Origin of the sequence: Niabella yanshanensis (assembly GCF_034424215.1) — a bacterium.
GTDB classification, from domain to species: Bacteria; Bacteroidota; Bacteroidia; order Chitinophagales; family Chitinophagaceae; genus Niabella; species Niabella yanshanensis.
Window position 1 is genome coordinate 3,623,988 of record NZ_CP139960.1, and the last position, 14,331, is coordinate 3,638,318.

9 protein-coding genes are annotated in these 14,331 nt (G+C 44.5%); 2 read left to right on the plus strand and 7 right to left on the minus strand.

Annotated elements, in window-relative coordinates:
- Positions 1-131 precede the first annotated feature (131 nt).
- Positions 132-1,715 (plus strand): glycoside hydrolase family 28 protein, encoded by a 1,584-nt coding sequence (locus U0035_RS15025; protein ID WP_114791918.1) that lies wholly within the window; start codon positions 132-134, stop codon positions 1,713-1,715.
- Between the two features lie 73 nt (positions 1,716-1,788).
- On the opposite strand, the gene U0035_RS15030 is transcribed toward U0035_RS15025, so the two are convergent.
- Positions 1,789-4,155 carry a TonB-dependent receptor gene (locus U0035_RS15030; protein ID WP_114791917.1) on the minus strand — a complete coding sequence of 789 codons (2,367 nt, stop codon included), beginning with the start codon at positions 4,153-4,155 and terminating at the stop codon, positions 1,789-1,791.
- Between the two features lie 197 nt (positions 4,156-4,352).
- On the opposite strand from U0035_RS15030, the gene U0035_RS15035 reads away from it, so the two are divergent.
- Positions 4,353-5,297, plus strand: coding sequence for a LytTR family DNA-binding domain-containing protein (locus tag U0035_RS15035; protein WP_114791916.1), 945 nt, complete (start codon positions 4,353-4,355; stop codon positions 5,295-5,297).
- Here the strand turns inward: U0035_RS15035 and U0035_RS15040 are convergent.
- The 6 genes from U0035_RS15040 to U0035_RS15065 form a co-directional block, all read right to left on the minus strand.
- Positions 5,294-6,283, minus strand: a complete 990-nt coding sequence (locus tag U0035_RS15040) for an FAD:protein FMN transferase (protein WP_211316483.1) — start codon at positions 6,281-6,283, stop codon at positions 5,294-5,296. The two genes, U0035_RS15035 and U0035_RS15040, sit on opposite strands and share 4 nt — an antisense overlap.
- A gap of 49 nt (positions 6,284-6,332) precedes the next feature.
- A complete protein-coding gene (locus U0035_RS15045; protein ID WP_114791915.1) occupies positions 6,333-8,522 on the minus strand; it encodes a PepSY domain-containing protein in 2,190 nt (729 codons plus the stop codon).
- A gap of 55 nt (positions 8,523-8,577) precedes the next feature.
- On the minus strand, positions 8,578-9,057 hold the full coding sequence (locus U0035_RS15050) for a DUF2271 domain-containing protein (protein WP_114791914.1): 480 nt from the start codon (positions 9,055-9,057) through the stop codon (positions 8,578-8,580).
- Between the two features lie 8 nt (positions 9,058-9,065).
- Complete coding sequence (locus tag U0035_RS15055) at positions 9,066-10,616, minus strand: ankyrin repeat domain-containing protein (protein WP_114791913.1); 1,551 nt, start codon at positions 10,614-10,616, stop codon at positions 9,066-9,068.
- Between the two features lie 446 nt (positions 10,617-11,062).
- Positions 11,063-12,781, minus strand: coding sequence for a S8 family serine peptidase (locus U0035_RS15060; protein ID WP_114791911.1), 1,719 nt, complete (start codon positions 12,779-12,781; stop codon positions 11,063-11,065).
- A 138-nt stretch (positions 12,782-12,919) separates the two neighbouring features.
- On the minus strand, positions 12,920-14,329 hold the full coding sequence (locus U0035_RS15065) for a DUF4374 domain-containing protein (protein ID WP_211316482.1): 1,410 nt from the start codon (positions 14,327-14,329) through the stop codon (positions 12,920-12,922).
- Positions 14,330-14,331: the final 2 nt, after the last annotated feature.

Genomic DNA, 14,331 nt, shown 5'->3' on the forward strand with positions numbered 1-14,331 from the left:
TTTCGCAATCGATTGCGTTTTTTTGTAGTAGCTATAGCCTGCGAATCGTTTATTTTTGAGACAATTCCGGTTGGTTGCCATAGCTATCATCGATGAAATCGATTCCGGTTTTTCTTAACAAATAAAGTAAAATGATTAAAAACATTTTTGCAGCCGTCACTCTTGCTGCTTTTTCCACAATGGTTCATGCGCAGTTTAGCTGGAATAAGCTGCCTGATGTGAAAAAGACCTCTTTTAAAAAAGACAGTTTTAATATCGTAAAATATGGAGCGGTAGCTAACGGAACCGTATTAAATACGGAAAGTATCACTAAAACTATTAAAGCCTGTAATGCTAACGGAGGCGGTGTAGTGGTAATTCCATTTGGGATATGGCTTACCGGCCCACTGGAGCTGAAAAGCAATGTAAACCTGTATGTGCAAAAAGGCGCGATGCTGCTGTTTACAGACGATAAAACAAAGTATGAAATAGTAGCCGGTAGTTATGAGGGTAGAAGCTCAGCACGCAACCAGTCGCCGATATGGGCCAGGAATGCAGAAAATATAGCGATTACAGGCGGCGGTGTGATTGATGGAAACGGCGATATATGGAGAGGCCTGACCAAATCTGCCGTTACCGAATCTTTCTGGAAGGCCAGGGTTAAATCAGGTGGTGTTATTAGTACCGACGGTAAAAGATGGTATCCCTCAGAACAGTTTAAAGTAGCCAGCGAAACCAAACGCAGTATGCTGCTGGAGCCTGGCAAACCTTTGAGTGATTATGCCGATATGAAGGACTTTTTAAGACCCAACCTGCTGGTGCTCACACAGTGCAAACGGATTTTGCTGGAAGGGGTGACTTTTCAGAATTCGGGCGCCTGGAACCTGCATCCTTTAATGAGCGAAGATCTGATCATCAAGAATGTAACCGTAAAAAACCCCGAATACTCACATAACGGGGATGGCCTGGATATTGAGTCCTGCAAAAATTTCATTGTGGAAGATTGTGTATTTGACGTGGGGGATGATGCTATCTGTATAAAGTCGGGGAAAGACGAAGAGGGGCGCAAACGCGGCATGCCTACCCAGAATGGAATTATCAGGAACAACCTGGTGTATAAAGGCCACGGCGGGGTAGTGGTAGGTAGCGAAATGAGCGGCGGTACCAAAAATATCTTTATTGAGAACTGCCTCTTTATCGGAACTGACAAGGGGCTACGATTCAAATCGGCTCGTGGCCGTGGCGGTGTGGTAGAAAAAATTTACGCCCGCAATATCCAGATGCGCAATATAGACCAGGAAGCTATTTTCTTTGACATGCATTATGCCGTAACATTCGCCACAGATGGTGTAAGAAAAGTAGATACCACTTTTGGAGAGGGCACACCGGTTTTCAGGGACATGGAATTCGAGAATATTGTTTGCGATGGTGCGAAGAAAGGCATTTTTGTGCGCGGACTGCCCGAAGCAGCGATACAAAATATACGCATCAGAAACACGTCGTTAATTACTGATATTGGCGCCGAGCTGATATTAGCCGATGGGATTGTTCTGGACCATGTGAAATTTGAGAGCCGGCAAAAAGACCCGGTGGTATTAGTAAATAACAGCAGCAATATTGAAATTAACAAGCCGGTCTATCCGAAAGACACAAAGTTATTCCTCAAAGTATTGGGAAGTACGAATATTAAAGTAGATAAAACGGTAGTAAACGAAACGACCGTTACAAAACGGTAGTGAACAACAGGCGTATCTGAAATAATATAAAACCCGGAACGGATTAGCTTCCGGGGTTTTATTTTACATCCTGCTAAAACTGGATCCGGTAATTGAAATTCGGCCAGAAGCCCAGCTGGTTTTGAGTACGGATCTTACCCGAGCGGCTATCGTACCATTGATTAAATATATTTTTGTGATTGGTTACATTCTGAAAGTCCACAAAAAATTCCTGCATAAATCCTTTGTTATTCATCCGATACGTAAGCTTAAAGTCCAGGCGGAAATAGGCCCTGGTTTTTTCTTCAAATGAACGGGACTCGTAATAAATAACCCTGCCGGCAGTTTTGGAAGCAGCCTCGTCGATAGCGGTGAATCTTCTGCCCCCTGCGGTCACCACTTTCAGATCTGCTCCCATGGTGTGCATGCCGGCAATGTGCCATTCTTTCCCTGCCAGGGCGTTGGCAACATAGTTCCCGTTAAATACGGTATTATGCGCTATGCCATTGCTTCCTTTATATTTTGAATCAAATACCGACACAGTTGCCAGGGCATAATAGCCCTCAGCAAAAGGCTTTTCTATTGTAAGTTCCAGGCCATAATTGGTACCGGTACCCTTATTTACAAGGCTATCTTCCAGTCCGGATCCGTATCCGGCTCCAATATTAAGGGCCGACCAGTCTGATGATCTTTTTTCCACCGGTACTTTACGCAACAGTTGTGTGTAGGCTTCCAGCTTGTATTTCCAGTTATTTTTTAAGGCTTTTTCCCAGCCTGCCACCAAATGATGGCTTTGGGTAAAATCCAGGTCGCGGTTGGTTTGTATATAAGTATCGCCCACCCTGGTTTCGTGGAAATAGCTCATGAGTGATTGCATCTGGCTGTGTTTGCCATAAGCCAGTGTAAGGGCGCCAGCCGCCGGAAGCGCATACCGGAGACCCAACCGACCTTCTACCGAGGTGTTACTGTTGAGCGCCAGGTATTGGCTGTACACACCGGTATTAAGCGTTAACCGCGGATTAAAACGGTGCTGCCATTGAGCAAAGCCGCGTAGTAACTGTGTCTGGTTTTTCTCCACGGCGAAAGGAATGAAGCCGTAATCAGCATTCCTGCTGCTGTCATTATAACTGTAATGTAATTGGTCGACTGTAATACCAGCAGTGAGCCGGTCGGTGGCCGAAAACTTCTTATTGACTACTAAACTGGCCAGATATCTCCACTCATTGCCATTTTGCCTGAAATTTTTATGGGCTATCCGTTCTGCATCAAGCGAATCCTGTCTTGTTGTTACATTCGTTCCGGTAGCTGCAACCGTTAAAGTGTAGGAAGTAGTATTATTAAAGAAGTAGGTATGTTTCATACCGGCAACACCCATCTTTGTGCCGTTGTATAAATTGCTATAGGGGTCATTATAAAAATTGGCAGTGTCTTTCAAATCTCCTTTAAAATTGATATTGCTGGTACCACCCATTCCAAACAGCGTGAATTGTCCTGCTTTTTTTGTAGGCAGGTCCACTTTAAAACTAATATCCTGGTAGGCCGGAACAGCTGCACCGGTGCCCACATCCACCCCTAATGAGCTGATCAGTCCGGGGATGCTGTACCGGTAATAAACGAGGTAAGAAGCTTTACTTTTTTTACTGAATGGTCCTTCGGCGCCCAGTTCGAGGCCATTAAAGCCGATCTGGCCTGTAAATTCTCTTTTGCTATTGTTACCGCTTCTCAGGCTCAGGTCAAAAGCGCCGGCCGTAGCATTACCAAATTGGGCGGGGAAGGCCCCTGTATAAAAGGCAGACTGGCCAATAACATTATTATTCAGCATGCCTACGGGCCCGCCGGTGGCGCCCAGGCTGCCAAAGTGGTTGGGATTAGGAATGTCCACACCTTCCAACCGCCATAACAAACCCAGCGGCGAGTTACCACGGATAATAATATCGTTGCTGCCGTCATTCAGGCTATTAACTCCCGCAAAATTGGACGCCATGCGGGCCACATCATTCCGGCTGCCGGCAAACCGGCGGGTATCTTCTGCATTAAATTCCATAGAGCTTACTGTAGCCATTTGCCGGGCAGCCAGCTTTTCACGCCTGCCGGTAACCAGCACGGTTTCTTCCGATATGCCTATTTTTTCGAGTAATTCAATGTTAACGATCGCTTCCTTTCCCGACTCCACCACTATGTTAAAAAGACGGGAAGGTTCATAACCAATGTGACTGGCTTCCAGGCTTACCCGGCCAACAGATACCTGTTGTATCAAAAAATTACCGAGGCTATCGGTGGTAGCGCCAAGATTAGTGCCTGTGATCTGAACCGATACCTGTGCCAGACCTCTCCTGGACTGCTGATCAATGACGCTGCCTCTGAGGGTCTGGTATTGCTCCTGGCCATGGCTAACCAGCGCGGTCAATACAAATAGAAGCAATAGAAAATAGGTTCTTCTTTTTAGCTTTTCGGGGTACATAACTGTTTTTTAATGTAATATTTTGATTTCCGCAAAACTAGTTTTCCGATAACCGGTCAGCCTTTTTTTGGGGCAGATAGCAAATACTAAGGGGTGAACGACATTTTGGGATGAATGGTACGGTCAAATCCCTCATAATTAATAGCTTTGTTAGCGCTGTATAGAAAATTGTTGTCCCAATAACCCTCGAAAATATCATGCATTGGAAAATATTAAATGAGCCTTTCCCGATTAATACCTGGAAGTGGTACCGGCTGCGGGGACTCGGATTCGGCCTGTTCGTGTTCCTGTTTCTCTTCCTCTTTCAACCCTTTAGCCTGAACCTGTTTGATACTAAAAAATTACTATATGTAACCCTGGTATACGGTGCGGCAACTGGTGCGGTTATTTTATGTGGTGGCTGGATATTTAGTAAATGGATAACACCAAAATTGGATGACGAGAAATGGACACTGGGTAAGCAAATTATGTGGAATGTGCTGCTCATGGTTTTTATCACACTGCTGAATGTATATGTTACCCAGTTGATGCACCAAACTGTTTTGCCTTTGTGGTGGTGGTTGGTAATGTTAAAATGGGTGCTGATGCTGGGGGTGCTCCCTGTAGCTGTGGCTGAACTTATTGCCTATAATCAACATTTACGGCATCACTTAAAAACGGCCACTCAATTATCGCGATTGGTACGACAACCACCTGCGGTTGCACCAGGAAGCTCTACCCATGTTTCTGCTTCGGGAACCTTAACACATCAGAATGTTGTAGCTCCTTCTAACGAAGATAACGGGCCGCTGATATTAACAGGAGATAACCAGGGAGAAAAGCTCGAACTATTACACGACAATTTACTGGCGGTTCAGGCGCTGGATAATTATGTAAATGTTTTCTGGGAGGCAGACGATCAGCTGCGAAGTACCCTGTTGCGTAATACGCTTACCAATATTGCCGAACAGGTAAGTGATGCGGCCCATATGTACCGCAGCCATCGAAGCTGGCTGGTAAATGTACAAAGGGTGGCACGGGTAGATGGCAATGCCCAGGGATTAAAGCTTTCTGTTGAGTTGATGGATCAGCAGGTGCCTGTGTCGAGAAGTAATATACCCGGTTACCGGCAACTGACCGAGTTGCAGCATCAGGCGAATTAGCGGCGTAATTTTTCGATCTTAAAGCCCCGGCTGGCAACATATTTACCGGTATCGGTAATCATAAAAGCCTTATACAGGGGAAACTGCTTCAACAGTTTCAATCCTGCTTCTTTACCCAATACCATAATGGAAGTACTGAAGGCATTGGCCATTTCTGTACTGGGACCTGTAATGGTTACACTGGTCAGGCCTGTTGCCGGATACCCGGTTGCAGGGTTGATGATATGTGTATAACGTTTGCCATCAATCAAGGCATATTTTTCATAACTGCCCGAGGTAGTGATAGCTCCGTTGATGGCTATAACACCCACCAGGTCGTTGCTTTTGAAAGGATCGTTAATGCCAATGCGCCAGGGTTTCCCGTTGGGCTGTGTACCCCAGGCCTGTATGTCGCCGGTAGCATTGACCAGGCCGGCTGTAATACCTCTAGCCATCATCATCTCCCTGCATTTATCTGCCGCATAGCCTTCGCCTAATGCGCCAAAGCCAATTTTCATACCCGGCAATTTTAAGAAGATGGTTGAACTGTCTTTATTAATTATGATATTTTTATAACCTACTTTCTGCCGGGCTTTTTGAACGGCCTCCGGCGATGGCATAGTGGTCATCGTTCCGTCGAACTTCCAGATTTTTTCCATGGCCGCGAAGCTGATGTCGAAAGCGCCATGAGTCAATTCAGAGATTTTCAAAGCACGTTCGGTGAGTTCCAGCACTTCCCGATCTACTTTAACTGGTCGTATACCCGCGTTCTGGTTTACCCTTGATACCTGGGTTTCAGGTTTCCAGTCGGAGATCAGGTATTCAATCCTTGATATTTCTGCGATGACCGTATCGATATTTTGCTCAGCAGTGATTGAGTCTTTAGCTACTATTGTAATATCAAAATTTCCACCCATTAAAAAAGCACCACGGGTACGCTTCACCTGAGAAAAGCTGACATTCGCGATCAGCAAAAGAAGGGGTAATATTAAATATTGTGCTCGCATATTTTTTATAAGCCTGAAAGGTCGGTAAGATATCCCAATCTTTCATTCCTTAATAACAATCAGTAAGTATCTTACCCTGTGCTACCAATTCAGGAAGACGCATTGGGTCTTCAACGGAGCAAATATCTTCCAATACTTTCATAACATCGTTCTGCATCGACAAAGATCCGCAAAGCATAATGACGCCTCCATTTTTTAAACATTGTAAAATCGCATCACTATTTTTTAATAAACGATGGCTTACATATTCTTTTTCCTCCTCGCGCGATAATACCAGGCTGAGGCTGGCCAGGTTTCCCTTGCTCAACTGTTTGTTTAAAAAAGGTTCATACAAAGTAAAGGAAGACCGGTTACGAAACCCGCAGTAAAGTTCAATGGGAATCTTCCTGCGGTTTTCGGTGATCATACCTAAGAAGGGTGCAATGCCCGTTCCGTTGGATACCATGATAACTTTTTTAGTCTTTTTAGGGAAACGGAAATGCTGGTTTTTAACCAGTTTGGCTTTGATGATGTCACCTTGTTGCAAATGGTTAAGGAAAGAAGATCCTAATCCGTGTTCATGAAGTTTCACGCTTAGCTGAATATTTTTATCAACCTTCCCGATTGAATAGAGCCGTTCCCGGTGGTCATTCCTGGGATAAATAGCCAGCAGATCGCCGGACACAGCGTGCCTTAGTTGGGAAGATTTGAATTGAATGATAAAACTGGCTTCTTCATCCGGGTTAGTGCGGCTGGTTACTGAAAGTTTTTTCAAATCAGCGGTATCGGGTTCCAGTAATTCCCGGGGCATCAGCATACTAAAGCCCGTTTTATGGGTCCATTCTGTCATCCAACCGCTAAAATCCTGTGGCGATTTATCATTTACCGTGTAAACCGGCAGTACCGGGTTTGCCCAGCTTGTTTTTTGCAATAGCTTTTCAATATCAAAAGCAAACTGGCAAAACCGGCTATAGCTTCTCGAACCAAAGCCCACAATGGAGTACTGAATAGTTTGACCCTGGGGGTACTGCCGGATGCGATCCGCGAGTCTTTTGGCGTTGGAGGGGGCGTCGCCCTGGCCATAGGTACTGGTCATAATAACCAGCTGTTCAGCATTGGGAAATGCAGTGAAATTAGAAAGGTCGGTTATAAATACCTTTTCGCCATGCCTGATCAACTGTGTGTAAATGGCATCTGCAAACTTAAAAGTGCCCCCGTTTTCAGAGCCAACCAGTATTAGGATACGGGCATCTTTGGCTTTAAACTTATTTTTAGACCGTCCCCGCCTGCGTTTTAAAGTAATGGCAAAGCCTGAGTAGATAAAGAAGAGAATATAAGCCGATGCCAGGGCCATGAGCAGCGCCCATATAGTTCCCCATCTGCCGGTATGCCAGCGCAGGCTGAAATTAGCCAGCTGGTAGGTCTTTGTATAATTTTGTTGTGCCAGTATATCACCGGTGAACTGGTTGATGCACAGTTCCCGGCCTTTGAGCTGAACATTGTAATAGTCTTCCGGGAAATCTGAAAACGGGTATTGAAGTTTTTGAAGGCTGGAGAGTGGGGTTTGTTGTAAAACAGTGAATTCAGAAAGCTCTTTCAGGGGTTCTTCTTTGATCTGGCTTTCGTCGATCAGCGCACTGGCTTTACCGGGCGTTGGCATAAACCGGTATACCGCCATGTAAGTTCCGGTGAGTGCAATAGCTAAAATAAAAAAGAGTGAGATTCGGCCGAATACCACATGGTAATATTGGGCGAAGCCGGTTTTCTCTACGTTGGAGAAGAAGTTCTTCCAGCCGTTTTGCCTTTGCACCACCAGGAATATACCCGACACCGCAATCAGGATCAGGAGAAACGCGGTAATGCCCATCAATATCCTTCCTGTTTCGTGTATAAACAGCGACCGGTGTAAAGTCGTCATCCACTGGAACAGGGGTAGTTTTTCAGTGGGTATACCTAATACTTTACCGGTTGCAGGATCTACATATACCTGTTGATCACCGCCTTCTTCGGCCGCGTATTTAACTAAAACAAATTGGTGATCATCTACAGATACCTCCTGTATACCAGGAAATTTTTCTTTTAATAAGGGTACGGTTTGGGCTAAAGTGAGCGTATCAAAGCTTGCTGCTTTATAATCACGCGATTTTTCAATAACCGGCTCAAATGCTAAAAAGATACCTGTTACAGAGGCTATTGTCAATAATAAAAAAGAAGATATAGCCAGTGTTAAATGGCTATATCTCCAGACTGAAATGATCATCGTTATTTTTATGATGTAGACAGGCTTCCGTCTTGTCAACTTATAAACCTGTCAACTAGCTACCACTAAACCTTACATACCTGATATAGCCTTTACCATCCGTTTTAGCTGCAAGACCAGCCGTAGTTAATGGTACTTCTGCATCCTTTGTGTGATACAGTTTTTCTTCCACAGCACTTTCAAAACGCAGGGTATAGCCGGCGTTCAGTTTTTTGCTGTCAATTGCCAGCGTTACTACCGCTCGATCACCGCCTCCTATGGAAGCGCCTGTTACAGCGCTGATCTTTTCTTTACTTTTTGTCTGGAATTTGTACCACTCTTTTAAAGTATTGAACCATTGCTTGTCCGGGCCCAATACCCTCAAAGTTTTTTCGTACTCCCCTTTACGATTGATCAGTGATATGATGACGTAAGCCTTTTCGCCCTGGTAGCTGTTCATCTGTATCATGCATTTGTAAGAGCTGGTTTGCGCCATACCCGCACTGCTAATGAAAAACAGGCTAAAAGCTATCAGGCTTTTTATAATTAATTTCATGTTATTTTTTATTGTAAGAAAGTAATAGAGACATTATTGTTTTTCAAAAACTCATTCTCTTTAGCCAGGTCATAAGCGGTTTCTTCAAATCCTGTTTTCAGGTCCTTTTTCACGCCCAGTGCAATTAATGATTTCAGTATCTGGTCGTCTTTGGCCGTTAATGCCGCTTTGTGTAAAGCACTTGCACCTTCTTTATCCTGTGCATTGATGTTAGCGCCCAACTCAACGGCTTTTTTGATCAGGGCTGGGTTTTCTTTAGCCACTGCCAGGTGCAGCAGCGAGCTGCCATCGCCTTGTGGCGCGGTAACATCTAAACCTTTGCTTTTTAAAACGGCTAGTTTTTCTGCAAAATCATCTCCCTGAGGTTGTGCGGGGCCTCCGCCCATCGAACCACCGGGTCTGCCTTCTCTAAAAGAATTAAACCAATGATAAGCCAGGTTATGCCCGTCCTTATCTGATACTTTAACATCTGCACCTTTTTGGAGTAGCAAATTCACTACTTCGGCGGAGCCATTGGCTACCGCTTTGGTTAACGCAGATTCCCCTTTTTCATTTACCGCATTAACATTAGTAGTTTTAGCGAGCAGGGTAGTGATCAGCGCTGCGTCTCTGCCTCCTGCTGCATTGATCAGTACGGTATTACCTTCGTTATCTTTTTTATTGATGTCAACGCCTTTGGCCAGGAAATAATCAATCACCTCTTTATTCGGACGACGCACCAGGTTGTGTAAAATGGTAGCACCATCTTTTGGATTGATGGCTTTGGGATCCAGTTTTAATTGTTCTACCAGGTACTGGTAAACCTCGATACCGTTTTGCGACATTCTTGAGCCTTGTGTAGCAAAGAAAAGTGCACGGTTAGTAGGCTTAAGGCCCTTCGCCATCAGCTTTTGCATGATATCGCGGTTGCCCAGCTTTGCGGCATAATCCACTGCAGTGCTGCCATATTCATCTTTATCGTTAAAGGAGAGTCCCTTTGTTACCAGGTAATCAGACAGGCTCAGGTCTTTATCATTAGCAACGCCCATCAATAGTAAAGTAGCGCCGTCATCATATCTTTTTTTAGGGTCAACTCCTGCTTTAAATAAAGCCTCCAATACCGGGATGTTTTTACTGCCGCCGGTAAGCGCATTAGCAACAACAGAAGTGCCGTGACTATCATTAAGGTGAACATCTGAACCTTTTTCTATCAGGTAGGTGATCAGTTCTATATTGCCCCTTGATGCAGCCCAATGTAAATAAGATGCGCTGTGGTGCGTTTTTTTCTTTACACCATTACCTTCCTGCTCCACCATAAATTTGATTGTTTCCAGGGGCGCTTCATTTAAGATCGCTCTTGCGGTGGGGTCCCATGAAGCCGCATCGGGTTGTGAGGGACTATTGCCTTTAGCAATCTCTGCTTTCACCTGCTCAACAGTAGGTTGCGTCTTCCAGAAATCCGGGCTCATTAAAGTATTGGTATACTGAACTGCTGAAGGCCCGCCTGTACGTCCGCCACCCGGCTGCGCGTAGGAAATAATAGTGAGGAGCGTGAAGGCGCTCAAAAATATTTGCTTCATAATTGTTTATTTCTTTTTTCGGATTTCCTGCGAAGGAAAAACTGAGCGCGAAGGTAAAAACAGTTGCCGGCGGGCAGGTTACGAAATACGGAAAACTTAGAACGCAAGCCGGAAAAATTAGGACGAAGCATCGGGCGTCAGGGGTGATGATAGGGATTAAGCCAATACATTTAATATGCCTTAAATTTTTATGATTTGGTGTTGCAGATTACCGGAGTTTAACCATTAAGAAGTTAAGAATAGTTAAGTTCTTTGTCTTAATAACCTTAATCCCTTAATGGTTTATGATTAATGCAGATAACGGGAATCATGGCTTAATCATTAAGAGGTTAAGAAAAGTTAAGTTTTTTGTCTTAATAAGCTTAATTCCTTAATGGTTATAACAACACGGCCGTTAAATAAAATATGATTGCCCCTCTTATAAAAAGAGCCGGATGGTTACTCAACTAATTTAAGCTTTGGGCAAGCGTATAGGCTTTCTGCATGTCAGGAAATCCATAGCCATAGGGTAATGTGGGACTGGCATAACGGTCTGCCGACTGCCTGATGATATCTCTTACCTGCTGGTTGGTCAGGTTAGGAAATGCCTGCCATAGGCAAGCAGCCATACCTGTCATAGCTGGCGCCGCATAGGAGGTACCGGTACCCGTAACTACGTTAGCCGCACTGTTGATGCGGTAAGCTCCGGCTCCCATCGCAATGACATCGGGTTTGATCCGGCCGTCAACCGTCATACCACGGGAACTGGCCGTGATAACACTACCTGCTGCATTGGCCATTCCTACTGCCAGGGCCCCGGGCGAATCTGCCGGGCTGCCCACAAAGCTGCCATCATTACCCGCTGACACCACCACTAATATACCTTTTGAAAAAGCCATAGATACTCCGCGCGAAGCATGGGCGGTAGTCCCGTTCAATATTTCAAAGGTGTTGGTCATGCCAGGCAATGGAAATTCTTTATAGCCTAACGAAGTGTTGACTACATCTACTCCGGCGCTGTCGGCATATTCCAGGGCATTCACATAGTAATCTTCTTCAATGGGGTATTCGTCCGTATTGTCTTCTGAGGTGAGCAATAAATAGCTGGCTTCGGGGGCTGCGCCAATATATTGGGCAGGTTTAGCCCCGCCGATAATGGACAGCACACTGCCGCCATGTTCATCCATGAAAAACGGATCAGGCTGCTCATAAATAAAGGACTTAGCTCCCACAACGTGCAGGTTGTTCAGCATCGTGTTTTTATTGGCATCTTTAAAGCCTGCATCAATAACGGCGATAAGCATATTACGCCCTTTAAAGCCCAGCTGGTGTAATGCATTGCCTTTATTTTGCCGGATATTTTCAAAAGCCCGGCCGTAAACATTATTGTCTGAACCTATTGTGATATGGGGCGCTGCGGTATTACCTCCGGGAAAACTCCAGCTGCCGGCAGGACCCTGGTAAGCATTTTTTCTTTTAGCCCATACTATTTTGGCATCGGCTATAAAAGAAAGCGCTTTATACTTTTGAAGCAGGGTAGGATCATTGACATGTACGCTCACGGTTTTGAGCCATTTGCTTTTAGCAACAATAGTTCCGCCAATTTTGGCTATCTCCTGCAGGTATTCGTCTGCAATGGGCAGGTCATTTTCATCTACAGCTATTGATTGTTTTTGCCTGCGTTGTATAGCTCTGCCAGAAAGAAACCCAGAGGGATTATTTACTGATAGGGTAGCATGCTTGTCCTTATCTTTTAAAATCAGGCGCAGTTTATAAATATTGGAGTCGGTGACCGTTACCACACAGCGGGCCAGTTCTTTGCCATCTTTTCCCTGGGCTATTACATTCGTTTGTCCGGCCCATTTGGCCTCTATAACACCTGGCGAATAGAAAGCCACGATCTGTTCGTTCTCCGATTCCCAAACCACTTCTGAAGCAGGAAGCGTGTCTTTATCTTTCAGTACATACAGCGGTATTGAATAAGAGTCATTTAAACTAAGCGTAATGCTGGAAGGGCTTACCGAGAAATTTGCAGCAGGCGGTTCGGTTTCCGGTAATTTTTCTTTTTTACAGGCAGTCATACACAGCAGTAGGAACAGGCAGGAGATGATCCATAAACCCAACTTGGCTGATACGCCTGTAGCAGATGTTTTTACGATATTATTGTCTGGGAATCTATTCTTCAATTTGTGGAGGGTATTTATAACAAATTTACGACAAATTTCAGGCCTTTTCTAAATGCCTGAAATTCAAAAACCTGACGGGCAGAAAAAAGCCCGCTATGTAATGGAAAAACACAACGGGCTTTTTAAAAGATATTTGGATTAATAAGCGCCTAAGTAGAAGCTGTTGGATCGGTTTTTCAATTTAGCGCCTTTGGTAATGGTTTTTGTTTTGTAATTAATAATGTAAAGATGTCCATCTACGCCATTAGGTGTCATCGGTACATAGAAATTATCTCCGGCTACACCAATGTTTTGAAACTGGCTAAAGGTACCGGTTAACGCAGTCCCTCCGTTTTGAGCGGCAGTAAGCCCGGAGAAACCCACATCCGATTGATTATCGGTGGCTAATTTGGTAGCAGTTTTTGCATTTAAATCTATTAAGGCAAGATAACCACCATTAACACCAGTTTCAGTATACATAACAAGTCCTATGCCCTCTTTAATATACCTCCAGGCCCTTATCGCAACATTGTTTGCGGACCCTAACGCGGTTTTCAAATTGAATAGATAACTGTTATCGTAAGTATTTGTATTTCTGTCTATGCGTAGGATATGAGGTTGACCGGTAGTATTTACACCTGTTCCCTGATAGATATGACCATCGTCTCCAAGGTGTTGAATCATGGTGCGATATCCATTATTACCGAAGCTACTTTGTGTTGAGTAGATTAAAGTCGGATTTGCTAAAGAGGGGTAATCTACAACCAGGGTAGCTGTTCCGAGCTGGTTGGTTGCAGAACTCCAGCTTTGTGTACCATTGTTGCTTACTGTTGATAGCTTCGTAACATCCGTTCTTATCAAATTACAACCTATAAAAATTTTTGTTTTTGCCGCGTTTAAAATAGGCATATCTATACGTCCAATTTGATAGCCGTCTTTGGTTTGTGCGGCAGTGAACGGAATCGTGAACTCTGTTTGTCGGGTTACCTGAGGATCATTTAAGTTGATCACAGCAATTTTAGCAATGCTTTTTACATCTATAAAAGTAGCACCGGCGCCTTCGCCAGAAGCTTGAATAGCGGCAGAAGCAAAAACACCAACACCAACGCCCTCGGCAGCAACTACCCAACGGGGAGAACTTCCAAGAATGGGTTCGGTGTTCACCTCTTCACGTGTATCTTCAAAATTTTTCTCGCCTTTAACCCGGTATTTATTGAAAATGCCGCCATCTGTTCCTGTGTACTGAATATTATACAGGAAGTTCCCGTTAACAGAGCCTTGTACACGAGCCGTTCTTTGAGATCTTAATCCGTAACCATTCGCATAAACATCTACTTCAAAATTTGGATCAGCCGCCTGTGCAGGGGTAATAGCATAGGCCATCGTACCACCATTCCCGGCAGTACCCTCTGTATCGGGATACGCAAGAGTAAGTGTTATAAACTTCCTTTCGTCGGTATCCGGACCTGATGCGCCTTCAACATTTACATCGTCATTGCTTTTGTTACATGCATTTAAAATACCGGCTGCAAATACGGCACCTAATATCAGTTTTTTTGATGAGTACATAT